At 64.0% G+C, this 24,735-nt stretch carries 25 protein-coding genes; 12 read left to right on the forward strand and 13 right to left on the reverse strand.

The window, feature by feature from the left end; translation table 11 throughout:
* Positions 1–123 precede the first annotated feature (123 nt).
* Together GV035_RS00455 and GV035_RS00460 are read left to right on the forward strand one after the other, a co-directional pair.
* On the forward strand, positions 124–1,392 hold the full coding sequence (locus GV035_RS00455) for a PQQ-dependent sugar dehydrogenase (RefSeq protein ID WP_159832593.1): 1,269 nt from the start codon (positions 124–126) through the stop codon (positions 1,390–1,392).
* A complete protein-coding gene (locus tag GV035_RS00460; protein ID WP_201303877.1) occupies positions 1,389–1,715 on the forward strand; it encodes a c-type cytochrome in 327 nt (108 codons plus the stop codon). Before GV035_RS00455 ends, GV035_RS00460 begins: the two co-directional genes overlap by 4 nt.
* A 279-nt stretch (positions 1,716–1,994) precedes the next feature.
* Here GV035_RS00460 and GV035_RS00465 read toward each other — a convergent pair whose 3' ends face one another.
* The 3 genes from GV035_RS00465 to GV035_RS00475 form a co-directional block, all read right to left on the reverse strand.
* Positions 1,995–2,180, reverse strand: a complete 186-nt coding sequence (locus GV035_RS00465) for a hypothetical protein (RefSeq protein WP_159832594.1) — start codon at positions 2,178–2,180, stop codon at positions 1,995–1,997.
* Positions 2,181–2,316: 136 nt separating this feature from the next.
* Positions 2,317–2,982 carry a glutathione S-transferase family protein gene (locus GV035_RS00470; RefSeq protein ID WP_159832595.1) on the reverse strand — a complete coding sequence of 222 codons (666 nt, stop codon included), beginning with the start codon at positions 2,980–2,982 and terminating at the stop codon, positions 2,317–2,319.
* Between the two features lie 19 nt (positions 2,983–3,001).
* Positions 3,002–3,787 (reverse strand): enoyl-CoA hydratase/isomerase family protein, encoded by a 786-nt coding sequence (locus tag GV035_RS00475; RefSeq protein WP_159834890.1) that lies wholly within the window; start codon positions 3,785–3,787, stop codon positions 3,002–3,004.
* 286 nt (positions 3,788–4,073) lie between these two features.
* On the opposite strand from GV035_RS00475, the gene modA reads away from it, so the two are divergent.
* The 3 genes from modA to modC are packed head-to-tail and all read left to right on the forward strand — an operon-like array spanning position 4,074 to position 6,655.
* Positions 4,074–4,826 (forward strand): molybdate ABC transporter substrate-binding protein, encoded by a 753-nt coding sequence (gene modA, locus GV035_RS00480; RefSeq protein ID WP_159834891.1) that lies wholly within the window; start codon positions 4,074–4,076, stop codon positions 4,824–4,826.
* A gap of 7 nt (positions 4,827–4,833) precedes the next feature.
* Positions 4,834–5,514: a molybdate ABC transporter permease subunit gene (gene modB / locus GV035_RS00485; RefSeq protein WP_159832596.1), complete on the forward strand. Its 681-nt coding sequence runs from the start codon at positions 4,834–4,836 to the stop codon at positions 5,512–5,514.
* Positions 5,507–6,655, forward strand: a complete 1,149-nt coding sequence (gene modC, locus GV035_RS00490; RefSeq protein ID WP_159832597.1) for a molybdenum ABC transporter ATP-binding protein — start codon at positions 5,507–5,509, stop codon at positions 6,653–6,655. Before modB ends, modC begins: the two co-directional genes overlap by 8 nt.
* Here the strand turns inward: modC and GV035_RS00495 are convergent.
* Positions 6,630–7,232 carry an NUDIX domain-containing protein gene (locus tag GV035_RS00495; protein ID WP_159832598.1) on the reverse strand — a complete coding sequence of 201 codons (603 nt, stop codon included), beginning with the start codon at positions 7,230–7,232 and terminating at the stop codon, positions 6,630–6,632. The two genes, modC and GV035_RS00495, sit on opposite strands and share 26 nt — an antisense overlap.
* 192 nt (positions 7,233–7,424) lie before the next feature.
* Between GV035_RS00495 and GV035_RS00500 the strand changes: the two genes are divergently transcribed.
* Positions 7,425–7,769, forward strand: coding sequence for a hypothetical protein (locus tag GV035_RS00500; RefSeq protein ID WP_159832599.1), 345 nt, complete (start codon positions 7,425–7,427; stop codon positions 7,767–7,769).
* A 24-nt stretch (positions 7,770–7,793) separates the two neighbouring features.
* Complete coding sequence (locus tag GV035_RS00505) at positions 7,794–8,309, forward strand: glycine zipper family protein (RefSeq protein WP_159832600.1); 516 nt, start codon at positions 7,794–7,796, stop codon at positions 8,307–8,309.
* Positions 8,310–8,315: 6 nt separating this feature from the next.
* Here the strand turns inward: GV035_RS00505 and GV035_RS00510 are convergent, their stop codons facing one another.
* Both GV035_RS00510 and GV035_RS00515 read right to left on the reverse strand, forming a co-directional pair.
* Entirely contained in the window at positions 8,316–9,158 is an 843-nt protein-coding gene (locus GV035_RS00510; protein WP_236572367.1) for a hypothetical protein, read from the reverse strand.
* Between the two features lie 43 nt (positions 9,159–9,201).
* The gene (locus GV035_RS00515) at positions 9,202–9,954 is read right to left on the reverse strand and encodes a lipoyl protein ligase domain-containing protein (protein ID WP_159834892.1); all 753 of its coding nucleotides are present in this window, start codon (positions 9,952–9,954) and stop codon (positions 9,202–9,204) included.
* Between the two features lie 449 nt (positions 9,955–10,403).
* Here GV035_RS00515 and GV035_RS00520 point away from each other — a divergent pair, with 449 nt between their 5' ends.
* Complete coding sequence (locus tag GV035_RS00520; protein WP_159832602.1) at positions 10,404–10,634, forward strand: hypothetical protein; 231 nt, start codon at positions 10,404–10,406, stop codon at positions 10,632–10,634.
* 7 nt (positions 10,635–10,641) lie between these two features.
* Here GV035_RS00520 and GV035_RS00525 read toward each other — a convergent pair whose 3' ends face one another.
* Both GV035_RS00525 and GV035_RS00530 read right to left on the reverse strand, forming a co-directional pair.
* The gene (locus GV035_RS00525; protein ID WP_159832603.1) at positions 10,642–11,409 is read right to left on the reverse strand and encodes an SDR family oxidoreductase; all 768 of its coding nucleotides are present in this window, start codon (positions 11,407–11,409) and stop codon (positions 10,642–10,644) included.
* 98 nt (positions 11,410–11,507) lie between these two features.
* Positions 11,508–12,044: a hypothetical protein gene (locus GV035_RS00530; protein ID WP_236572368.1), complete on the reverse strand. Its 537-nt coding sequence runs from the start codon at positions 12,042–12,044 to the stop codon at positions 11,508–11,510.
* Positions 12,045–12,366: 322 nt separating this feature from the next.
* On the opposite strand from GV035_RS00530, the gene GV035_RS00535 reads away from it, so the two are divergent.
* The gene (locus GV035_RS00535; protein ID WP_159832604.1) at positions 12,367–13,071 is read left to right on the forward strand and encodes a glutathione S-transferase N-terminal domain-containing protein; all 705 of its coding nucleotides are present in this window, start codon (positions 12,367–12,369) and stop codon (positions 13,069–13,071) included.
* Between the two features lie 398 nt (positions 13,072–13,469).
* Entirely contained in the window at positions 13,470–13,832 is a 363-nt protein-coding gene (locus GV035_RS00540) for a hypothetical protein (protein ID WP_201303878.1), read from the forward strand.
* A 79-nt stretch (positions 13,833–13,911) separates the two neighbouring features.
* Here the strand turns inward: GV035_RS00540 and rpoD are convergent, their stop codons facing one another.
* The 5 genes from rpoD to GV035_RS00565 form a co-directional block, all read right to left on the reverse strand.
* On the reverse strand, positions 13,912–15,915 hold the full coding sequence (rpoD, locus tag GV035_RS00545) for an RNA polymerase sigma factor RpoD (protein WP_159832605.1): 2,004 nt from the start codon (positions 15,913–15,915) through the stop codon (positions 13,912–13,914).
* Between the two features lie 133 nt (positions 15,916–16,048).
* The gene (locus GV035_RS00550) at positions 16,049–17,434 is read right to left on the reverse strand and encodes a replication protein O (protein ID WP_159832606.1); all 1,386 of its coding nucleotides are present in this window, start codon (positions 17,432–17,434) and stop codon (positions 16,049–16,051) included.
* A gap of 314 nt (positions 17,435–17,748) precedes the next feature.
* Positions 17,749–18,720 (reverse strand): ParB/RepB/Spo0J family partition protein, encoded by a 972-nt coding sequence (locus tag GV035_RS00555; RefSeq protein ID WP_159832607.1) that lies wholly within the window; start codon positions 18,718–18,720, stop codon positions 17,749–17,751.
* Complete coding sequence (locus tag GV035_RS00560; RefSeq protein ID WP_159832608.1) at positions 18,721–19,899, reverse strand: ParA family protein; 1,179 nt, start codon at positions 19,897–19,899, stop codon at positions 18,721–18,723.
* A gap of 172 nt (positions 19,900–20,071) precedes the next feature.
* Positions 20,072–22,003: a site-specific integrase gene (locus tag GV035_RS00565; RefSeq protein ID WP_159832609.1), complete on the reverse strand. Its 1,932-nt coding sequence runs from the start codon at positions 22,001–22,003 to the stop codon at positions 20,072–20,074.
* Positions 22,004–22,196: 193 nt separating this feature from the next.
* Between GV035_RS00565 and GV035_RS00570 the strand changes: the two genes are divergently transcribed.
* Complete coding sequence (locus GV035_RS00570) at positions 22,197–23,537, forward strand: Nramp family divalent metal transporter (RefSeq protein WP_159832610.1); 1,341 nt, start codon at positions 22,197–22,199, stop codon at positions 23,535–23,537.
* A gap of 25 nt (positions 23,538–23,562) precedes the next feature.
* Positions 23,563–24,717, forward strand: coding sequence for a dienelactone hydrolase family protein (locus GV035_RS00575; RefSeq protein ID WP_159832611.1), 1,155 nt, complete (start codon positions 23,563–23,565; stop codon positions 24,715–24,717).
* The last annotated feature ends 18 nt before the right edge of the window (positions 24,718–24,735 follow it).

Raw genomic sequence — 24,735 nt, forward strand, 5'->3', positions numbered from 1 at the left:
CTAACATTGCTTTACCGCAGCCAGCGGCGCCGCACGCTCACGCGCACGGACGCCGCGGCTCGGCGAGGCAAGTCGTTTGTTGCAGCACCCTCTTCCGATGCCGTAAAAAATGGAGACAACCGGATGAACGCAACGCTCAAGCTTTTGCCGTTGGCCGTCGGCGCGATGCTCGCCTGCATTCCGCCCGCGGATGCCGCGCAGGATAACGTCGGCGCGCTGTCCAATTTCCGTCAGACGGGCACTACGCAGCCGCCGGAAACCATCCCCCAAAGCGGTCAGACCGCCGACGCGCTTCGCGAAAACCTCAAGCAGATCAAGCTGCCGCCCGGCTTCAAGATCGACCTCTACGCGGTCGTGCCGGAGGCGCGGCACATGGCGGTCGAGCCGTCGACGGGCGTCGTGTTCGTCGGCACCCGCAAGAATCGCGTGTGGCAGGTGACGGACCGGACCAAGCAGCGCGTCGCGAGCGACGTGGTGCAGTTCGCGTCGTCGGTCACGTTCAAGGTGCCCAACGGCGTGTGCTTTTCGCCGGACGGCATTCTCTACGTCGTCGAGCAGAACCGCGTGCTCGGCTTTCCGGCCGCGCAGTTCTTCGGCGAAGGCGGCCCGGACGTGGCCGCGGCGGTCGTCGCGCCGCAGGGCAAGCTGATTCCGACGCAGTTCGAGAGCTTCAATCACGGCGCGCGGGCGTGCCGCATCGGGCCGGACAAGAAGTTGTACATCGCGCTCGGGCAACCGTGGAATGTGCCGCCGAAGGACAAGCTCGCGGAGCTCGACCGCAACGGGCTCGCGGGCATCATCCGCATGGATCAGGACGGCAAGAACCGCGAAGTGTATGCGCACGGCGTGCGCAACTCGGTCGGCCTCGACTTCAATCCGAAGGACAAGACCTTGTGGTTCACCGACAATCAGGTGGACGGCATGGGCGACGACATTCCGCCCGGCGAGCTGAATCACGCGACCAAGGCCGGCGAGAACTTCGGCTTTCCGTGGTACGGCGGCGGCAAGGTGCGCACGGTGGAGTACAAGGACCAGAACCCGCCGGCGGGCGTCGTCTTCCCGCAGGTCGAGTTTGCCGCGCACGCCGCCGACCTCGGCATGTCGTTCTATACCGGCAAGATGTTTCCGCAGAAATATCAGGGCGGCATCTTCGACGCGGAGCACGGTTCCTGGAACCGCACCAAGCCGATCGGCGCGCGCATCATGTACACGCCGATCAAGGACGACGGCACCGCCGGCGAAACCGAAGTCTTCGCGGAAGGCTGGCTCACGCAAAGCGGCGAATACATGGGCCGTCCGGTCGACGTCCAGATGCTGCAGGACGGATCGCTGCTCGTCTCCGACGACTACGCCGGCGCCATCTACCGCATTTCGTACACGGGGTCGAAATGAGGCGCGCGACGCAGACGGCGGCGCTCGCGGCTCTGGTGGCGATGCTGACGACGATGTCCGACACGTCCGTTGCCGCGGGCGACGTCAAGGCGGGACGCGCGAAGGCGGCGCAGTGTCAGGCGTGCCACGGGCTCGACGGCCTGTCGAAGCTGCCCGAGGCGCCGAACCTTGCGGGCCAGACGGAGGAATATCTCGTGAAGGCGCTCAACGACTTCCGTTCCGGCGCGCGGCAGAACGAGATGATGTCGGTGGTGGCGAAGGGCTTGTCGGATACGGATGTCGCGAATCTGGCGAGCTATTACCACAGCCTCGGCAAGCAGTGAGACGATCGGCTGTTTTTTGATTCAACGCTTGACTTGGCGGACTAAGGGTTTATACTACCTCTTGTCTCCTCCATGTCTCAACCGATGTGGATTCAAGCCCGCTCTTCTGAGCGGGCTTTTTTTTGGTCTTTGCAATCTCGCGGGAGATCAGTTTCACGGGCGGATCGCGCAAGAACCTATCCACAGAATCCGTGGAAAAGCCTGTGGATATCCCGCCGACCAACGCCCTAACCCGTTGAACGCGAAGCCCTTACCCCGACCGCTTCGCCACGCACCTCGTCACTTCCCCTCGCCGACACACGATGCGACCATCGCGTCGGCGCGGCTCATGTCGGCGACGAAAATCGCTTGCGGCGCCGTCGCCACGCGCAACTCCTCGGCGGCTGAGCCCGGCAACGCGAAAAGGATGGTGCCCGTCGCGACGAGCGCCACGACCATCGATAAGAACCACGAAAAGACGTACATCGCCCGTACCTCGTGAGAGAAGACTCGTCGTCTGGACAGGCGCGTCGAACGTCAGCGCCTGATGCGCAGAATAGAGCCCGGCGACGCGCCGCACAGCCCCACGGAGGGAGGGACGTGAAGGAGGGAATCGGCGCGGTCAGCGCGTGTCCGGCGCGGGCACCGGCGAAACGTCTTGCGCGCGCGCAGCCGCGTCCTGCGCGTGCATCGCGCGAGCGAAGCCATCGCGTTCGCGCAGTCGCGCCCAGTAGCGCGCAACGGGTTCGGCAAAGCGCGCGCTCAGCCCCAGGTGTTCCGCCAGCATCAATGCATAGCCGACCGAAATGTCCGCCGCCGTGAAGCGTCCGGCACACAGGAAGTCCTGGCGCTCCAGCAGCGGCGCGAGCGCGCGCAAGCGCGCATGAAACCACTTCGCGTAATCTTCCGCAACCTGCGGCTGCCGGCGCTCGGGCGGCTCGAAATGCGTGTAGCGCAGCACGAGCGTCTGCGGAAACGTAAGCGTCGCCTCGCCGAAATGCAAAAAGTTGAGATACCGCCCGAAATCGGCCTCGTGCGCGGCGACATCGAGCACGCCGGGCGAGTATCGCGCCGCGAGATACTGGCAGATCGCGGCGGATTCCGTCATGAAGAGCGCGTCATCGGCGAATGCGGGCACCGTGCCGAGCGGGTTCACGTCCATGAAGGCGCGCGCCATCATGCGCGGCGGGAACGGCAGCATCTTCAGTTCATACGGCAGGCCGATTTCCTCGAGCGCCCACAGTGGCCTGAACGAACGCGCGCTGACGCAGTGATGGAGCGTGATCATCGTCGTGCTCCGTGCGCGCTCAGGGCAGCCACGACGGTTTGCGCTTTTCGAGGAAACTGCGCACGCCCTCGCGCCCTTCGTCCGATGCGCGAATCCGCGCAATGCGATCCGCCGTGTCCGACATGAGCGTCTCGTCGATCACGCCGCCCGCCAGATCCACGACCAGCCGCTTGCATTCGCGCACCGCGTTCGGACTGTTCGCGGCGATGCTCGCGGCGATCGAGTCGACGGCGGAATCAAGGGCATCGGCTGCCGCGACCTGATGCACGAAGCCGATGCGCAGCGCCTCGGCCGCATCGAAAAGTTCGGCCGTCACGAAGTAGCGGTGCGCCGCGCGTGCGCCCATCGCGCGGATCACGTACGGCGCGATGGTCGCGGGCATCAGGCCGAGCTTGGCTTCCGACAGGCAGAAGCGCGCCGTATCGACGCTCACCGCGATGTCGCACGCGGCGACGAGTCCCACGCCGCCGGCATAAGCGTCGCCCTGCACGCGGGCGATGACCGGCTTCGCGCTCGTGTAGATGGTGTTGAGCATGGTCGCGAGGCCGAGCGCGTCGGCGCGGTTCTCCGCGTCGGTGAAGCCCGCCATGCGCTTCATGTAATTCAGGTCCGCGCCGGCGCAGAAGGCCGGACCCTTCGCGGCGAGGATGATCGCGCGCACGTTGGCGTCGTCGTTGAGCGCGCGAAATGCGGCGGTCAGTTCGACGATGGCCGCGTCGTCGAACGCATTGCGCACGTCCGGCCGATCGAGCGTCACACGGGCGACCGGGCCATCGACCGCGAGTGTCAGGCGTTGCAGGTTCATTGCATCGCTCATGTGTTGTCTCCCCTTCTGCCACGGATATGTGAGCGCCGCTCAGTGATCTGCGGCGCGGCGCTTCGGCTTGCTCAACAGTGTCGACGAGAACACGAGGCGCAGTCAACAACGACGCATGAGCCGCACTCACATGTGACGGACGCCGTGCCTATCCGCATCATGTCACGAACGCGCGTAATATATTCGGCTATATTACGCAGGCTCGTTTGGCGGCAGACGCCGCGACACATCATTCATGGGAAAGAACAGGAGCCTCTAAGTGAAGACCCGTTTCATGCGCGCGATGCTTGGCTTTTTGCTTCCGCTCGCTGCCGGCATGGCCGCATCCGCCGCGTTCGCCGGCGAAGTGCAGGTCGCGGTCGCCGCCAATTTCACGGCGCCCGTGCAGGCGATCGCCGCCGACTTCGAGAAGGATACGGGCAACAAGGTCGTCGCCTCGTACGGCGCGACGGGCCAGTTCTACGCGCAGATCAAGAACGGCGCGCCGTTCGAAGTGTTCCTCGCCGCCGACGACACCACGCCCGCCAAGTTGGAAAGCGAGGGCCTGACCGTGCCCGGCAGCCGCTTCACGTATGCAACGGGCGCGCTCGCGCTATGGTCGGCAAAAGACGGCTATGTCGACGACAAAGGCGAAGTGCTCAAGAAGAACCAGTTCGCGCATCTCGCGATAGCGAATCCGAAGGCCGCGCCGTACGGCCTTGCCGCGACGCAGGCGCTCGACAAGCTCGGGCTCACGCAGGCGATGGCGTCGAAGATCGTCGAAGGGCAGAACATTTCGCAGGCGCAGCAGTTCGTCGTGACGGGCAACGCGGAGCTCGGCTTTGTCGCGCTGTCGCAGATCTACAAGAACGGCAAGATCACGGGCGGCTCGGCGTGGATCGTGCCCGCCGCGCTGCATGAGCCGATCAGGCAGGACGCCGTGATCCTGAACAAGGGCCGTGACAATCCGGTCGCGAAGCAGTTCGAGGACTATCTGAAAGGTCCGAAGGCCGCTGCGGTCATCAAATCGTTCGGTTATCAGCTCTGAGCCGGACATGCCGATCGATTCCGCCGATCTTCAGGCGATCGCGCTGACGCTGGAACTCGCGTCGATTGCGACGGCGCTGCTGCTCGTCATCGGCACGCCGGTCGCGTGGTGGCTCGCGCGCACCGCATCGCGGATGAAAGGCCCGATCGGCGCCGTCGTCGCGCTGCCGCTCGTGCTGCCGCCGACGGTCATCGGCTTCTATTTGCTCGTGCTCATGGGGCCGAACGGCACCGTCGGCAAGCTCACGCAGGCGGCGGGCATCGGCCTGTTGCCGTTCACGTTCGCGGGGCTCGTCGTCGGTTCGGTGATCTATTCGATGCCGTTCGTCGTGCAGCCGTTGCAAAACGCGTTCGAAGCCATCGGCCGCCGTCCGCTCGAAGCCGCCGCGACGCTGCGCGCCGGTCCGTGGGACACGTTCTTCACGGTGGCGCTGCCGCTCGCGCGGCCCGGCATCGTGACCGCCACGATTCTCGGTTTCGCGCACACGGTCGGTGAATTCGGCGTCGTGCTGATGATCGGCGGCAATATTCCGGGGCGCACGCGCGTGGTGTCGGTGCAAATTTTCGATCACGTCGAAGCCCTCGAGTACGCGCAGGCGCACTGGCTCGCGGGCGGCATGGTGCTGTTCTCGTTCATCGTGCTGCTTCTGCTCTATTCGACTCGCCGGACGGCAGCGGCGCATGTCTGAACTCACGTCATCCCCGCTCACGCTCGACGGCGCAAAGAGCGGCGCGACGCGCGCGGCCATCGAAGCGCGCTTCGTCGTCGAACAGGGCAGCTTCTCGCTCGATGTCGATCTGAACTTGCCGGGGCGCGGCGTCACCGCGATCTTCGGCCAGTCCGGTTCCGGCAAGACCACGCTGCTGCGCTGCCTTGCCGGACTGGCGCGGCCGACACGCGGGCGGCTCGTCGTCAATGGCGACGTGTGGCTCGACACCGGGCGCCGCGTTTTCCTGCCGACGCATCGGCGTCCGCTCGGCTACGTGTTTCAGGAAGCGAGTCTTTTTCCTCACTTGAGCGTCGAAGCAAACCTGCGCTACGGCCTGAAGCGCGTGCCGGCCGCGACGCGCCGTGTCGATTTCGCGCAAGCCGTCGAACTGCTCGGCATCGCGCATCTGCTTGCACGCATGCCAGCGGGCTTGTCCGGCGGCGAGCGGCAGCGCGTGGGGATCGCGCGGGCGCTCTTGACGAGCCCGCGTTTGTTGCTGCTCGACGAACCGCTCGCCTCGCTCGACCATAAGCGCAAGCTGGAAATCCTGCCGTATCTCGAACGGCTGCACGACGAGCTCGATATTCCGATGCTCTACGTGAGCCACGCGCCCGAAGAAGTCGCGCGGCTCGCGGATCATCTCGTGCTGCTGGAGGCGGGACGCGCGCTGGCGAGCGGGCCGATCACCGAGACGCTCGTGCGGCTCGATCTGCCGATCGCGCTCGCCGACGACGCGTCGGTGGTGCTGGAGGGCATCGTCGCGGGCTACGACGCGCATTATCGGCTGCTGACGCTCGCGCTGCCGGGCGGACGCGCGACGCTGCGCGTGCTGCACGATCCCGTCGCGCACGGCAAACGGATGCGCGTCGCGGTGAAGGCGCGCGACGTGAGTCTGATCACCGGCGAGCACGACCACACGCAGAGCAGCGTGCTGAACGTGCTGCCCGCCACGGTGAAGGCGATTGCCGACGACGGCCATCCGTCTCAGGCCGTCGTGCGGCTCGACGTGGACGGCTCGCCGCTGCTCGCCCGCGTCACTCGCTACTCGCTGGATCGTCTGAAGATCGCGCCGGGCATGACGGTGTGGGCGCAGGTCAAGGCTGTGTCGCTGCTCGCCTGAGTGCGAGGTGCTGCAACAGCATGATCGTCTTGCCGTCCATGATTTCGCCGCGTTCGATCATCGCGATCGCCTCGTCCAGCGGCGTTTCGATCACCTCAATTTCCTCGCCCTCGTCGATCACGCCGCCGCCGTCGCCCACGCGCATCGACCCGTCGTACTCGCCGACATAGAAATAGAGCTTCTCCGTCACCGATCCGGGGCTCATGAACGCCTCGAAAAGCTTCTCGATATGGCCGACGCGGTAGCCCGTCTCCTCCTCCACTTCGGCGCGGATGCGCGCGTCGGGCGTCGCGTCGTCGAGCAATCCGCCCGGCGCCTCGATCAGCATCCCGTGATGCCCGTTGACAAACGCCGGCATGCGGAACTGGCGCGTCAGCAGAACCGTGCCCGTGCGCGGATTGTGCAGCAAGATGGTCGCGCCATTGCCGCGGTCGTAGGTTTCGCGGCTCTGCCGCTGCCATGTGCCGTCGCCGCGCCGGAAGTCGAAGATGACTTTTCTGAGCACGTACCAGTCGTCGGACAGCGTGACTGTATCGACTACGCGAACGCGTTCCTGGGTGATGCGTGCATCGGTCATGATCGCCTCGGTCCTGAGTGTTTTCGTCACGCATTATTACCGGGTAACACGCCGAAAGAATGATTCGGCGCGCTGTGATTGAAATTCTTCGGCAACTGGAATAGCGTAGAAAGATGCGCGGTATGCGGCCATGCGGGAGTCATTTATTTCCTGCCGCTTGGCAACCGGGCGAAAATTTTTCTGGAGAAAGTCGTGAATCGCGTGAAGGCTTTTATCGCGGTATCGGTGCTTGCCACGGCGGGCGTGGCGACGACCGCGAGCGCGCATGGCGGCCATGTCGGCATATGGTTCGGCGCGCCGCTCTACTACCCCGTCGCGCCCGTGCCGTACTACTACTATCCGCCCGCGCCCGTGGTCGCGGTGCCCGCCGCGCCAACCACCTATGTCGAACAGGGACAGCCCGCCGCCGCGCCTGCGCAGCCGAGCGGCTCCTGGTACTACTGCGACGGCTCGCGCACGTATTACCCGTATGTGAAGGAATGCCCGGGCGGCTGGCGCGAGGTTCCGGCACAGCCGCCTGCGCCGTCGAACCAATGATGAAGTCCTAACGAAGTCACGTTCATGAACTACCGAAGGCTCGTATTTCTTCTCGCGCTCACCGGTCTCTCGGCATGTACCGTCATGCCGAGCGGACCGAGCGTCATGGCGCTTCCCGGCTCCACCAAGACGTTCGACCAGTTCCGCGCTGACGACGCCTCCTGCCGTCAGTTCGCGTTCCAGCAGGTCGGCGGCGTCAGCGCCGATCAGGCCGCGACCAACAGCGCGGTCGGAAGCGCGGTCGTCGGCACCGCAATCGGCGCGGCGGCGGGCGCGGCGTTCGGCGGCGGCTCGGGCGCGGCTATCGGCGCGGGCGCGGGGTTGCTGACAGGCAGCGCGTTCGGCGTCGGCGCGGCGCAGTCGTCGGGCTATGGCGTGCAGCGCCGCTACGACTACGCGTATCTCCAGTGCATGTACGCGGCTGGCGACAAGGTGCCCGTGAGCGGCGCCATGCGAACCGTCCCGCCCGAAGGCGCTTCTTACGCGCCACCGCCACCACCGCCGCCCGGCATTCAGCCGCCTCCGCCGCCGTCCAGTTGAGCCGGGTTAGCGGCGTCTGCGCCAGCTATCGTCGGCGGGGCGCGCGTGCCGATTGATCGGAGCGACGAGCCCCGGCGCGACCACCAGCCCCGTCACCCAGCCGATATAAAACCGCAGGTCGCTCCAGAAATCGGCGCTCGTGTAGACGCGAAAGCTCTCTATATGCGCGAGCCACAGCGCAAGCTGCAGGGCGCCAGTCAAAACGAGCCAGCTCAGCGCGACGACAGCCGTCGCGCGGGCGCAGCGGCGAAACGTGGACGGGTCCCATTGCTCGCGCACGATCACGCAGCCCGCAATCAGAATGAGCACTGAAGGGATAAGCGTCGTCGCGATCACGCGCCCTCCCCATTCGAAGACGAGACCGCACAGATAGCCGATCACGACCGCGAGTGCCGCCGCCGGCCACGCCGTCCAGCGCGGCCCGCGCGCCGCGAGCCACGCAACCGTGATGACGAACGGCATCGCCGCCCATTGAAGCGCCTGCGAAACCGCTGTCGCCAGATTCTCGCTGGCCTGAGCGTTCGAATGGCTTGCGGCGACGTACACGGTGATCGCCTCGTGCACGCATACGGCCACGACCGCGAAGCTCAACGCTTCGCACGCGGCGAAAGCGGGCGACTTCTCGGGCCGTCGATGCGCCGCATCCTCGCCGAGTGCGCGCACGCGTTCGAGCACCGGATCGACGAAGAACGCGAGAATCGCGCCGATCAGAAGCGCTGCGGCGGCATCCGTGAACGAGAAATGTCCGACGAGCGAAACGAGTCCTTGCCACAGGAACTCGGGCGCGGCCGCGCAGATGGCGACCCACAGCGCGAAAAAGAAGCCGTTCGATGCACGTCTGAGCGGCATGGCCACCTCGATGCGGTTGAAACGGACAGCAGCCGGCGCGCGCTCAGCCTACCTCGGGCAGCGCAGCCTGCGCGAGACGCGCGGCGAGCGCATCGCACACGCGCGCTTGCAGGTCGGCGGGAATGTCGAAGCATTCGTAGGCAAGCGCCTGCGCGACGGTGACGACTTTCATCTCCTGATACGACCGGCCGCTGCTGATAAGCGCCTCGAATGCGTTGGCGCGCTCGTTGATTTCGACCGGGTCGGCGTTCACCAGCAACACCGCGTGGGCGAGCACGGCGTAAAGCGGCGTATCGCGATCATCGGATGACTGCGGCACACGCCGCCAGTACTGCGCGGTGCCCGCGATCTTGCGCGCGTCGTTGCCGGGGCCCCAGGCGAGGTTGAAGCGTCCATCGCAGAACGAGCCTTCGACCGCCTGATGATGCGTGAGGACGCCGAGCGTGTACAGCGCGTCGCCGAGAATGCGGCACAGGTGCAGATAAACCGCGTCGGAAAGCGTGCCCATCGGCGCGCGCACCGGATAGGCAAGGCTTAGATTCACGATGCCGGGGCCTTGCGGAACCAGGCCGCCGCCCGACAGACGCAGCCACACCGGACAGCCGCGCCGGGCGAAGCTCGCGCGGGCGTCGGCGAGCGCCGGGTAACGCTGGTAGCTGCGCGGCAGGGACAGCGAGACCGGCGCGGTCCAGATGTGCGCGACGGCCTCGCCGGATGCGGCGCGCGCGAGAAGTGCTTCTTCGGCGTCGAGCGGATCGCCGGCGAGCGAAGCGGGATCAAGCAAGGCGAAGGGCATGGGAAGGAAGGAAAGCCGCGCCGGCATCGACGCCATCGGGAGATGGTAGCGAAGAACGGCGGCGGCGGCCAATTGCGTGCTTCGGGTGGTGCGTGAAGCGGCGTTGGGCATGGGGCCATTGCCGTCTCACCCGTGTCACTCGCGTCGCGGATCGCGCACTCGGTCGCGCGTTCTTCGTCGCGTTTCGGCCTGCGCGAAGAGATCGACGCGGCGCGCTGCAGCGATTCCTTCGCGCACGCGAACCGTCACTTTCGAATTCGCAGACAACGCTTCGTCCCACCCTCCGAACGCGCCCGAACCACGGGTAAACCGCCCCGCGCGCGGCATCGATCACGCCATATGATGCTCGAATCGGCAATGCGACGCGCGGGCGCGCTCGCTGCGCTGCGGCATCCACGGCGCCGATCTCATCAAACGCGCCGATCCATAACGCAAAAAGGAGACGACCGATGACGAAGATCGCCTATGAAGACTTCGAGCGACAGGTGGTGCAGCATCACCTCATCAAGGGCAACGTGTACGAGAACGGCGCGGCGCTCGTCGAACGCGCGAACCGTTGGATCGCGGAGAACGCCATCGACGTCTTGAACGTGGAAAGCCTCTCGACCTTCGGCGCCGGTGACGATACCAGCGTGAGCCATTGGTACTCGGGCATCCGCGTCTGGTATCGCACCCAATAACGCGCGTTTATCCGCGCCCGACGAACGGCATCTTGGTCGCCATCACGGTGTGGAACAGGACATTCGCTTCGAGCGGCAAGTTCGCCATGTAGAGCACCGACTGGCCGACGATTTTCACGTCCATCATCGGTTCGACGGCAATCTCGCCGTTCGCCTGCGGCACGCCGCGCGACATGCGTTCGGAAAGCTCCGTGAGCGCATTGCCGATATCGATCTGACCGACCGCGATGTCGTGCTTGCGGCCGTCGAGCGACGCCGACTTCGTGAGGCCCGCGACCGCGTGCTTCGTCGCGGTGTACGCCGCCGAATTGGGACGCGGCGCGCTCGCGGAAATCGAACCGTTATTGATGATGCGCCCGCCTTTCGGCGACTGGGCGCGCATCGTCCGGAACGCCTGCTGCAAACAATAGAACATGCCGTTCAGATTGACGTTGACGACGCCCTGCCACTGTTCGGGCGTCCAGTCTTCGAACGGACCGGGCGGATTGCTCACGCCCGCGTTATTGAACAGCAGATCCACGCGGCCAAAACGCTCGACCGCGGCCTGAAAGAGCCGTTCGACGGATTGAGGATCGGCCACGTCGGTCGGCACCGCGAGTCCGCGTTCGCCTGCGCCGGCCTCGGCGATGACGGCCTCGAGCGGCGCGGCGCGGCGGCCCGCGAGCACCACCAACCAACCATCGCCGAAGAGCGCGAGCGCCGCCGCACGTCCGATGCCGCTGCCCGCTCCGGTCACGATCGCAATACGGGAATTCGTCTTGGCTGCTTCAGGCATGTCTCCGTTCTCCTGTCGACCAGAGTGGGCGCGCGAGCGTCTGTCTCCGGTTCCGTGTGATGAGGTGTTGGGTGGCGCGCGACAGTGCGCGTCGTCGATCAGGAGAACATTATCAGCGAAACGCCTTGCAACGCCGCTTCAATGACTGCTGGACGTGCCGGCCGCGGCTGTCCCGGCGGTGTTGCGCATCGCCTGCCGTTGCAGAAGATGGCGGTCATCAGCATCGGGACGACTTCGTGGACCACGGCCGTGCTGCCCGACTCGCGCACGCGCGCCTCGACCGACTCCTTCGATCCGACCACGACGACGCCGTACGCCGAATCGTTGATCGGCTCGCCTTTGCCCTGCTTGAAGAGCGCGTCGCCCTGTTCGAAGCCCAGCACGGCGTAGACGCGAAAGCCGTACGCGGTGAGCTCGCTGCCGTGCGCCGGCCGGAAAGCGTTGACGGAGTTGGCTTCGACGCGCATCGGGCTGGCGTCGATATAACGCTCGTCGCGCAGCGGCGCGATGAAGCGATGCGCGCTCGACTTGCAGTCGAGTTGCTGTTCGAGCGGATAAGCCTGCGACGCGCTGGGCGGCAATCCCCCAACCACAGCGGCGAGCGCGGTAAGCGTTGCGAGAGGAACGGTTTTCATGGCAGCGGCAAGGCAACGGTTGGGATTTGGTCGTTGAAGTCGGGCTGTCGACCTTGGTTTTGTTGCGGACGCGTGAGAAATGGAGCAAGTCTTGAGCCAGGAGTGGTGCGCGCGGGCGGGGGCGTTGCACAGCGGAGCCTATGTTCGCATACGGCAACGCGGCGACGGTCTGACGAAACGTCTGAAGCCGCGCTCGCAACCGTCCCGTCCAGTCACCGGTCGCTGCAACGCGCGCCTTTGATTCGGCCCCGCCCTGCGGCGCGTGCGCGAACTCGCTATATTGAGCGATCCCAATCGCAACCAAACCAAAACAGGACCCGCCATGCCCGCGCTCTCAGACTATCCGATCACCCGCAAGTGGCCCGCGCAGCATCCCGACCGCATCCAGCTTTACTCGCTGCCGACGCCGAACGGCGTCAAAGCGTCGATCATGCTCGAGGAAACCGCCCTGCCCTACGAGCCGCATCTCGTGCGCTTCGATACGAACGATCAGACGTCGCCCGAATTTATGTCGCTGAACCCGAACAACAAAATTCCGGCGATCATCGACCCGAACGGGCCGGACGGTGAACCGCTCGCGCTCTTTGAATCCGGCGCGATTCTGATCTATCTCGCCGACAAGTCCGGCAAGATGCTGCCGAAAGACCCGGCACGCCGCTACGAAGCAATTCAATGGCTGATGTTCCAGATGGGCGGCATCGGTCCGATGTTCGGACAAGTCGGCTTCTTCCATAAGTTCGCGGGCAAGGACTACGAGGACAAGCGTCCGCGCGACCGCTACGTCGCGGAGTCGAAGCGTCTGCTCGGCGTACTCGACGGACGGCTCGCAGAGCGCGAATGGATCATGGGCGACGAGTACAGCGTCGCCGATATCGCGGTGTTTCCGTGGGTGCGCAATCTGGTCGGCTTCTACGAGGCGCGCGATCTGGTCGGATTCGACGCCTTCGCGCACGTCCAGCGCGCGCTCGATGCGTTCGTCGCGCGGCCAGCAGTGCAGCGCGGACTCGACAGTCCGAAGCGCGTTTGAGTCGAAGTCCTGAGAATGCGCGGCGCAATTGTCGCCCGCCGCACGCTTGCGCGACGTCTGAGGAAATGCGTGCAGTGTCAAGGCGTTAGCCGCGTGATGCTCAGGATATCCACATAGTTGATCACCGAAATTGTGGACAACCCGTTCTGCCGCTGCCAGAGCGTCCGGCTTTATGATTACGCCCGACGCGCTTTCTGCAACGGGTTCACAATGGGCGATTCCCGCGCGCATTTCGCACGACGGGCGAAACACGTTTCGCATCAACGCGTTGGCTCGGCGATGCTCAGGATATCCACACGCTTGTGCACGGAAACTGTGGACAACGTGGTGTTCATAACGGGTATCGACGGGCCAGGCGCGCCATTTTCCGATACAAAGCTCCGTCGGATCGCGACGCCATGCACATCCTTCGCTTCGTTCCTTCTCGTCTACGCAGCGCCCGAACACTGGCGGCGACCGCGCTCGTCAGTTCCCTATGCGCGGCGGCTTACGCACACGCCGAGGCGCAATGTCCCGGCTATGTCGAAACCGATGCGGGCAGTGCCTTCGATGTCGCCGCCATCGTGAAGGACAGCGGCTCGCCACAATCGGCGCTCGAACGGGTGCGCAGGGCCGTATCGAAAATCGATGCGGGCGGCGGATGTTCGATCTTTGCCAACGTTCACGCTTGCGAAGAGACGCTGACGCTCGCGCGCAAAGCGATCGTCGCGCTGCAGGCGTGCGCGGCGGGATCGGCGCCGAAGAATACGACGCGCGGTTGAGTGCGCGGGCAATAAAAAACGCGTGCCGCCCATCTGGACGGCACGCGTTGCCGATTTGCCGGAACTGCGGCTTTACAGCTTAGCGATCCAGGAACGGACGCAGCTTGTCCGCGCGGCTCGGATGCATGAGCTTGCGCATCGCCTTGCTTTCGATCTGGCGGATACGCTCGCGCGTCACGTCGAACTGCTTGCCCAATTCTTCGAGCGTGTAGTCCGATGCCGTGTCGATGCCGAAGCGCATGCGCAGCACCTTCGCTTCGCGCGGCGACAGCGCGTTGAGCGCATCGTCGATAGCAGCGCGCATGTTCGCGTGCACGGCGGCATCCGCCGGCGACGCCGCGCCCTGGTCTTCGATCATGTCGCCGAGCGTTGCATCGGCGTCCTCACCGACAGGCGTTTCCAGCGACACCGGCTGCTTCGCGATCTTGAGAATGCCGCGGATCTTCTCCTCGGGCATTTCCATACGCTCGGCGAGCACCGACGGATGCGCTTCCTGACCGGTCTGCTGCAAAATCTCGCGGGAGATGCGGTTCAGCTTGTTGATCGTTTCGATCATGTGAACCGGCACGCGAATCGTGCGCGCCTGATCCGCCAGCGAGCGCGTCACGGCCTGACGAACCCACCACGTCGCATACGTCGAGAACTTCCAGCCGCGGCGATATTCGAACTTGTCCACCGCCTTCATCAGCCCGATGTTGCCTTCCTGAATCAGGTCGAGGAATTGCATGCCGCGATTGACGTACTTCTTCGCGATCGAAATCACGAGACGCAGGTTCGCTTCGATCATCTCGCGCTTCGCCTGACGCATCTTCAGCTCGGCAGCCGTCATCTGACGATTGATCTGCTTCAGTTGCTTGAGCGGCAGCGCCACAGTGGCTTCGATGTCGATCAGCTTTTGCTGCTCAGCCTGAATGGCCGGCAGGCTGCGTTCGAGCGATGCGCCATACTGCTTCGCGCCCGCCGCCGTGCGCGCGGTCCATTCGAGATCCGTCTCGTGACCCGGGAACGACTCGACGAACTTCTCGCGCGGCATGCCGCAGCGATCTACCGCAATCTGCAGAACGCGGCGCTCGATCTCGCGCACCTGCGCGACTTGTTGCTGCACGTTCGCGCACAAGCGGTCGATCGTTTTCGCGGTGAAGCGAATGGAGCCCAGCTCGCGCTGAATCTCCGCGCGAGCGCGCTCGACGGCCTTCGTTGCTGCGGCACCCGAACCTTTCGGATGACTGGCTTGTTCGGCCAGTTCGCGCACGCGGGCGAAAATCTCGAGACAGTCCGCCTTCAACTGCTTCAAACGCGCTTCGTTCGATGCGCCGGCGTCGGCGCCATCGATGTCGCTGTCGTCGTCTTCGTCGCTATCCGATTCTTCGGAATCCGTATCGATATCCGTCGATTCGGTCACTTCGGACGCCGAAATTTCTTCTTCCGCTGCGTCGTCTTCCTTCAGGCCGTCGACCAGTTCGTCGATCTTCAGCTCTCCGGATTCGACCTGCGCGGCGTCCGCGAGAATAGTCGCCACCGTCGACGGGCACGCGGCAATCGCCTGGATCATCTCGTGCAAGCCGTCTTCGATGCGCTTGGCAATGGCGATTTCGCCGGCGCGCGTGAGCAGCTCGGTCGCGCCCATTTCGCGCATGTACATGCGAACCGGGTCCGTCGTGCGGCCGAACTCGGAGTCGACCGTGGAGAGCGCGTTTTCGGCTTCCTCTTCCGACTGTTCGTCGGTAACGACGGCGGGCGCGTTGTCGCTCAACAGCAGCGTTTCGGCGTCGGGCGCTTGTTCATAGACGGCCACGCCCATGTCGTTGAACGTGCTGACGATGGTTTCCATCGCAGCCGTCTGCGCGAAGTTATCGGGCAAATGGTCGTTGATTTCGGCATGCGTGAGATAGCCACGCTCCTTGCCCAACTGGATCAACGCGCGCATCTGCCGCTGACGCTCTTCGTCCTGCTCCGCCGTCATCACGACATCGGGCTGCACGGCGCCGGTCTGGCCCTTTGCCTTGCCTGCGCGTCGGCCGGGCGACTTGCGCGCCGGCGCGACGATATCCAGCTCCGAATCTTCCCGATCAAAACTTGCCATACTTTCTCCTCGACAGGTTTGCTCGGCGATGACAGGTCCCCGGAAGCGAGCGTACGGCCCGCATGAATATCGACTGAATCTTCGATCACGGACGGCTTGCTGAGAATCGCATCGAGCAAAGCGCGCAAACCCGCTATTCGCGCAGCTTGCGTATTTCAATCGCCTCTAGAGGCGGAACCTTAGAGTATATCAGGATTTGTTGCGACGCAGCAGGTTTTATTGAAACGTCTGCGCGTGGCGAGGGAATGCATTCGTTTGGCCCTGATACAGCCTCCGCCTGCGCCTCGTTAGCGATCGACAGTGCGGCTTTCGTTTCCTCGCTCATCGATGTGGGGACGATTCCCGCGGCTTTCAACCGAAGCATACGCTTCAGGGCTTGCAGGCGCTCCGCACTGGGTAACGCAGCGTGGGCGTTGCTGTTGGTCAGGCGATCGGAATGTGCCGGCTGAGCTAGCTCGTTCGGGTTGCCGTCGGCGACCGACACGACACGGCTTTCCCGCACAGCGGTGACGAAATCGCTGGTCCACGCGCCTACGCGTACGCGCGGGCGAGATTCGTCCTTGTGATGCGCCGTAAGTTCGCTGCCGTCGTCAGAAACCGAATAGCGTGTCAGGCCATCTTGGCTTACGAAGATTTTCCCAGCGAGCTCTTTAGCGGTCTGTTCGTGCGTTGAGTCTCTCGATTGACGAATTTCGCGTTCGGCGGCGTCGGCGCGAAGCGTTTTGACGCGATAGGCGTAGTCCACGGGCTTTTGCAATAGTGCTCGCAGATAGCTGATCGGATGCGTCGCGCGGCGGAGATGCTCCCACGTGGTCTCCACGACATCAGACAGGCGCTTTCCGTATTGGCGTGCCTCTCGCATGAATTTGAAAATCAAAAATTCACGAAATCCCAGTGCCCGAAGGCGGCAGAGGTCGTCGGGGAGGCGTCCCGGTTGTCTCTTTTGATTAATAGGGTTTAGATCCTTATATATACCACCGTCTGCCATGCTGACAGACGGTGAGCTAGAAAACGTAGCCGTTGGTGCGCATGCTGCGGTTTGGAGTGTGCGGTGTGAAGTGGAGCTGGCATCTTCTTGCGACTCGGTTAAACCGAGCACCGTAGCCGCCTTCGCCGTGAGGTGCAGATAGGCGCGGCCGAACAAGCCGGCGTCGACGTATCGCGTTTGCGGCGGTCGCGTGATGAAGCCGGACGCCTCGAGGTCTTCGAGACTCCGATAGAAGGTACGCATGGATTGCAGCGCGCGGCCGGTCAGCAGCTCGCGGCGAGCGAATATTGCCGCGAATGGACGAGCCGCATCAACGGTTCGCGCAAGCGCGGCGAGGACTGCACGGGCGCGGGCCGGCAGCGCAGAAATGTGATTGGCGCGGTGCGCGGCACGGAAGATCACCCAAGGCAGGTTCGACCGGTCACAGGCGAATTCGTCGAAGGCCTGCTGATCGCCGGGCGACGCGAGGGAATCAGCGTTTAGCGAACGAGGAACACCCTCGCCAGCAACGGAATGTTGCGCGATATGCATGTCAAGTGCGTCCATTTCGGAAAATGGAGGGGCAAACGCTTGACTGCCGATCGCGATCCGCTAAACTTCGAGGTGTGTACTCGTGACCCGATTGGCGTCGGGAAGCGAACCGGGCGACTAGCAGTTAAGCCCGAATTCAAAAGCCTTCGGTTGGCGCCGAAGGCTTTTGTCTTTCTACAGCGTGCTGATCACATGGCGATTTCGTCCGTCTGATCCGTAAGTCACTGATTTCTAAAGAGTTGCTAGAAGGTACTGCTTGCGTGGGACGTATTGTTGCTGCTAAGTCGTTGTTTCGTATCGACTACCTACTAGGTTCAATCGTCAGCACCGGCCTCATCCAGCGACTTGCTGATAAATTCGGCGATACGTTGGCCCCAATCGTTCGCGGCGCCCGCGTCCTTCTCAAAGAAGCGAATCCCTACCACTCCGTTCCTAGTCGAAACTTCACAGACCTTTCTGCGGCCCGCACGCACAACCGTCGAACTTGGCGCCGCCAATTTCGGCTTCTCTGCGGCCAGGGCAACCGCCTTGTCCTGCGTGAAGTTCTCGTCGTCGACAAGACGTCGTACCGCTTCAACGACCTTTTCCGCCTTCCCTGCCTCTGAGAGTGCGGCGAGCTTCTGCGCCGCATTGCTGCCTAGTCGCTCGGGCTTAAGAGCGAGTGCTTCTTTCGCTGCCTCAGGAAGCGCATCGAACGAGAAAATCCGACTCACATGGCTTTTGCTCAGACCGGCGCTCTCCGATATCTCGGTGCGCGACAGTCCGCTCAACTCTTGCAGGCGCTTGAAGTTCCAATACTTCTCGAAGTCGGTGAGTGACGGCGAGAGCAGATTCGAAAAGAAAGCGGCGAACTCGATCTCGCCTTCTTCGATCGAAGCGACATTCGCTCGAATGCTGTTGCGTCCGAGCTCGCGATAGGCAGCGACTCGGTTATGACCCGCCACGATTTCATATCGTCCGTCGACAACGGACCGAACCAGAATGGGAGTGGCAAGCGCGTGCTGCGCGAGGTTACTTTTCAGTTCCTGGAACTGTTCCGCCGTGAGCTTCCGGCGTCGTCCGGGCACTTCGACAAGCGCATCGAGCGGCACTTCAAGCGCCGCTCGTTCTTCCAGTTGCGATTCGAGTTCTTTGATTCGCGCCTGAGCTGTGTTGATACGATGCTGAGCATCCATCAACCTGCCCGGCGACGTGCGCGGTTCGTTATTCGTGGGCCGCTGCACGGCATCCGCCGGCTTGCTGCCGACGTTCGCGGTCTTCGCGAGAAGCCTGTCGCCAATCCCCATTTAATCCTCCTTCTGGTTCCACGCGCGGACGAATTGCGCGTCGAGATGTTCGGCCAGCCGGTCGAGCGGCTCCTTGAACCGGTTGTACGCAGCCGTGCTTCCGTCGGGCTTCGATAAGTCGTACACGGTCGAGAGTTGCGCGGACGCGCCTTTCGGCACTGTCGACTCCGGTATCTCAAACGGCAACACACGATCGCCGTAAGCCTTTTGCAACCAGCCGCGTACGACGCGAGACACATCGTCCGACTTGGCTTTTGTCAGGATCACGTTGACGAAGTCGAACCGCTTTTGCTCGAGCACGCCCGGCAGCTTCTTCGCAATGTCGGCGAATAGATGCCAGAACTGCGTCGAACTGGCAAAGTCGAGTGCTTCGGGCGGGCAGGGCAGAAGAATGGCGTCCGACGCGAGCAGCGCGTTAATCGTCAGATAACTCAGCGCGGGCGGCGTGTCGATGACGATGGCGTCGTAGTCGTCCGTCAATGGCAGCAGGCCCTTACGAACGATCTCCCAGAATTCGAAGGTGCTGTCGTTCAGCACCTTTGCCGGGATCTCGAACTCCGCGTCAAAAAGCGACGACGAAGCTGGAATCAAGTCGAGGTTGTGCCAGTACGTCTCCTGGACGGCGTATCGCAGCGTCTGCTGATCGCCATAGATCAACGGCAGGAGTGTCTGGTCATCCGAAATTTCGGCGTCGGGAGCCCAGCCGCAGAGTTGCGTCGTGGTGCCCTGAGGATCGCAGTCGATCACGAGCACGCGCCGGCCGAGCAGGGTAAGCGCCTGTGCGGCCGACACGGCTGTCGTGGTCTTCGCCACGCCGCCTTTGAAGTTCGCCACCGTGACAATACGTCCGCGCTTCCCTTCGGGGCGGCGCACGCGTTCCTTCGTCGCGCGGATCCACGTCAGAGTTTCCTCGAGCGTGAATTCCTTGCTCCGTCCCGCGCCCTTCGAGGTTCCCGCCGGCAGTTCGCCCTTGGTAGTCAGATACTGGAACCGCTGCTTGTCGATGCCGCACAGCGACGCCACCTGCGCGCTCGTGAACGTAGGCGCGCTTTTGCGCGGATACGGCTCCAGCATCGCGTCGCGGATCTGGTTGAGAATGTCAGTGGCTTGCGCGGCCACCCCCAGCAGCGTTTCGATGGAAACGGATTGATCGACTTCGGGAAGCCGGGCGCTTAACATGGAATTCGCAGTCACTGGCGGGCCTGGGTAAGCAAATAATTCTTCGGTTTGTGGAAAACATACTGCAAACCGAAGAATAAACGGCCAACCGGTAAACCTCAAGTAAACTCTGAAGTCGCTTTTGCGCCCCAGCGGGCGTTTTTACAACATTCTGCGCGCCTGCAAGGCGTTACTAGGCGGATTCTGACGAAGATCCGAGCCCGAGCGTCGCCCGGAGCAGTGTCTCAACGCCGAGTAAACGCGAAGAACCGTCGATCTGGAGGTATAGGGAAGTCGTGGAAACGTGCGCGTGACCCAGCCCTTTGCCGACTTCAACAATATCGGCGCCTTGCGAGAGCGCATGTGCCGAGTGCGTGTGCCGCAGCCAGTGCGTACTCGCAAGAGCGAGGCGGCGGCCTGAGCCGGGAACGCTTTTCTCCGCCTGCGCGGCCGCTGCCGCGAACATCGTTTTGAATAGCTTCCCGATTCCGTCGGGCGTGATGGCGAGGCCCGTTCTGGCGTGAGCGAGAATCGACGTGCCTTCGGGGCAATTGAACGGCTCGGCGAATCCTCGCATGGCGAGATTCTCTCGCAATGCCTCGACGACGATGGGTGGCAGAAGCACCGTCCTGTCGGCGCTTCGGCCCCGCGCACCGGGAACACTCAGTTGCCAAACCGGGGCACTCACGCCGGGCAGCCGACCAACCGAAAGCGCGTCCGTCGTCGCTGCGGACAACTCGGCGCGACGCAAGCCAGTGGCGTACGCAAGCAGTAGGGCGAGCCTGTCCCGATGCTCCGCAAACGTGTACTGCGCCCGCGTCGCGGACTGGAAAACGAGCCGCCACTGTTCGAAGTCGAGCGTGCGCGTCTGTGCATCGAACACGGCTGGCGCCGCCGCGCGCTCGATTCCGCCGACCGGATTCGTCGAAAGATAGCCGACGTCTACGAGCCATTCGCCCATCGCGTTCAATATGGAGCGGGCCGACTCCCGGCTCCGGTCGGAGAGGGGACCGGCGAATGGGCGCCACGCGGCAAGGCATCGTTCGACGCGGCCCTTCGCGACCCAGCGTGCGGTCGGAATCGGATTAGCGAGAAACGAGTGGATGTATTCAGCGCAGTCGTTTGAATTCAACGACGACAGCGGCTTACGCTTCTCAGTCAACGCCCAAAGAAGCAGCCGCTCGGCCTCGCGCCGGTACGCCCGCCGTGTGTGTTCGCTCGCGGAACGCGCGTCGAGCCAGGCGGTGATCGCCTGAATATCGGTACGGAAACGGCCCGCTAACTCGCCCCGGCGATTTGTGCCTTTAGACCCGTCGAGCGCAGCGGGAACGCGTATCGCCTCGAGTGGCGCGACGGCCACCGTTTCGCCGTGGTCAGCCGGGCGAGGCGTCAGATCGGCTGTCCACTGCCTCCGAGGCACGAGCGCGATCGGAGAAAGCGTGTGCCGCAGCGCGTCCCCGTGCAGTTGCAGCCAGTCGACAATGCGCTGCGCGCCCCTCGGCCCGAGCCGCGGCACCGCCGTGTACCAGCGATGCTTTCGCGTTTCGATCAGCGCGATCAGATCCGCGATAGTCGAAATCCCCGCAGCCGCCAGTCGGGCCGCGACTACCGGCTCGAACCATCCGTCGACTGGATGATCCGGACGCGGATCGTGGACGAGGCTCGCTTCCATCCGGGCGAGAGCGTCTGCCTGACGCCGCCGCAGGCGGACGTTGCGCGCCGCCCGCCGATCCAGCGCAGGCGACGCGTCCGCAGGAAACGACTCTTGATACAACGCGAGCAGTTCCGCTTCGCCGAAGACGCCTTCCGGGTCGATGCGCTCGCGAAAAGCATCGAGCGAAGGCGCGCTCGTCGCCGGATCGGGCGGCGCAGACGGAATGCTGCCGGGCCGCAGCCGGAGCAGGTGGGCGGCTTCCGTGTCATGCGCGCGGCGGGCGAGCACGGAGAGCGTGTCGCGCAACGCCGCGATCAGCCGGCGTGTGCTACGCACATCGGTGCCGGAATCGGCGTAAGAAGCGTGAAGCTGGGCTTCCGAGACGCCGTCGAGATAGCCGCGATACAAGGCAAAGTGTTGTCGCGTGAGCCGACGGGGCGCTGTATTGACCTGGTAAGCCGTCTGCGCCATAAGAGAATCATGTTTGGAATCAGCCATTTGCGGCGAGGTTATCAAGTGGAGTCGGATTTGACAACATAATTCGCTACTCCTGATAAGTCTTACTATCAGAACTCGAGGAACGGAAAGCGCCATCGCTTGAATCTTCACCGCGCCCGGCGCATATTCGATCACTGAAAAGCGCCCAACCCGGAGGTACGTGCCGATGCGCGACCCTCGCCGCCCCGCGTACAAAGAGCCAGAAGAGGACGACTTTCGCCCGAGTCTGCCGGAGGTGTACGCGTCGGTGCGAGTGCCCGTCGCCGGCGGATGGCTCCGGCGTCTGCTCGCATTCGCCGGCCCCGGCTACATGATTTCCGTCGGCTACATGGACCCCGGCAACTGGGCGACGGACATCGCGGGCGGATCGCGCTTCGGCTATACCTTGCTTGCCGTCGTCCTTCTCTCCAACCTGATGGCGGTCCTGCTGCAGGCGCTGGCGGTCCGGCTCGGTGTCGCGACGGGGCGCGATCTTGCGCAGGCGTGCCGCGATCACTATTCGAAACCCGTCAATCTCGCGCTGTGGCTCGCCTGCGAAATGGCAATCGTCGCGTGCGATCTCGCGGAAGTCATCGGCACGGCCATCGCGCTGCAACTGCTGTTCGGCATTCCGCTTATCGCGGGCGCGCTGATCACCGCGCTCGACGCCTTCCTTTTGCTGCTGCTCGTCAACAGGGGATTCCGGTTCCTGGAAGCGTTCGTCATCGCGCTGCTTGTGGTGATCGCGGCGTGCTTCGCGTTGCAGATCGCCGCGGCGGCGCCGCCCATCGGCCAGGTGCTGCGCGGTTTCGTGCCGTCGACGCAGATCGTGACGAACCGCGAGATGCTGTACCTCGCGATCGGCATTCTCGGCGCGACGGTGATGCCGCACAATTTGTATCTGCATTCATCGGTCGTGCAGACGCGCGCCTACGGGCATTCGGTGGATGCCCGCCGCGATGCGATCCGCTGGGCGACCATCGACAGCACGATCGCGCTGACGCTCGCTCTTTTGATCAACGCGGCGATCCTCGTCGTGGCGGCCGCCGTCTTCCATGCGAGCGGGCACGAGCAAGTCGCCGAAATCGCCGATGCGTATCATCTGCTGTCGCCGCTGCTCGGTCTCGGCATCGCGTCGACGCTGTTCGCGGTCGCGTTGCTCGCCTCGGGCCTCAATTCGACGGTGACGGCCACGCTCGCCGGCCAGATCGTGATGGAAGGCTTTCTGCGCATGCGGCTGCCGAACTGGGCGCGGCGGCTCCTGACCCGATCGATCGCCATTGCGCCGGTCATCGCCGTCACCGCGATCTACGGCGAAAAGGCCACCGGCCAGTTGCTCGTGCTGAGCCAGGTGATCCTTTCGATGCAACTGCCATTTGCCGTCGTGCCGCTCGTGCGTTTCGTCTCGGACCGCGAGAAGATGGGCGCCTTCGTGATCGGCCGATGGCTGGCCGTGGTTGCGTGGCTGGTCGCGGGTGCGATTGTCGTGTTGAATGTGAAGCTGCTTGCCGATACGCTGCTTTCCTGACCGACGACTTCCGGAGACGCACGCCATGCCTGGGACTTTCATCGACATCGCCGCCCGCGAAGGCGCCCCGATTCGCGCCTACGTCACGCGCCCGGCGCAAGGCTCCGGGCCGGGAGTCGTGCTGCTGCACGATGCGGCGGGCCTCGACGCCTTCACGCAATCGACGGCCGACCGCTTCGCCGAGGAGGGCTATGTGGTGCTCGCGCCCGACCTGACGGGACGCGCGCCGAAGGGCGGCGGCGTGTCGATGGAAAACTTCGCGGCCGTCATCGACGCCCTGCGCGCATTGCCCGAACACGCGGGCAAGGTGGGCGTGCTCGGCTTCGGCGCGGGCGGGCGGCTCGCCGTGCAGGCCGCGGCCAACGCGGACATCGACTGCGCGGTCGCCTACTATCCGCATGACCTCCCCGCCTGCCTCGACGACCTGCGCACCATCCGCTGCCCGATGGTCTTCCACTTCGCGGAGCCGCAAGCGAGCGATGCGTTCGCCGGCAAGCCGCCGATCCAACGCTATGTCTACAGCGGCTGCGCGCCCGGTTTCGCCGAGCCCGCTGCGAACGCGGATTCGCCCTACGACAAACCCGCCGCGCTCATGGCGTACTCGCGCACGCTGGCGTTGCTGCGCGAAGTGCTCGGGCCGGTCTACGACCTCGACCGCCTGTGGGAGCAGCACTGCTATTTCGAATTCGCCACGCGCGATGTCGATGCCGTCATGCCGACCATGGTCGCCGAGCCTTACGTGAACCATGTGCCGACGATGACCGGCGGCGTCGGATACGGCCAGTTGAAACGCTTCTACAAGTACCACTTCGTCGACTCCAATCCGCAGGACACGAAGCTGATACCGGTATCGCGCACGATCGGCGCGGACCGTATCGTCGACGAATTCGTATTCTGCGCGACGCATGATCGCGAGATCGACTGGCTGCTGCCGGGCCTCGCGCCCACGGGCCGCTATTTCGAAGTGCCGATGCTCGCCGTGGTCCGCTTTCGCGGCGACAAGCTCTACAACGAACACATCTACTGGGATCAGGCGTCCGTGCTCGTGCAGATCGGCGTGCTCGATCCGACGGGCTTGCCTGTCGCCGGTCGCGAAACCGCGCGCAAGATGATCGACGAGACCTTGCCGAGCAACACGCTCATGCGCAACTGGGCATCGAGTGAAGGAAAGCCGGTCTGACGCACCTATAAACAAGGA

This window comes from Burkholderia sp. 8Y (genome assembly GCF_902506145.1).
GTDB lineage: Bacteria > Pseudomonadota > Gammaproteobacteria > Burkholderiales > Burkholderiaceae > Caballeronia.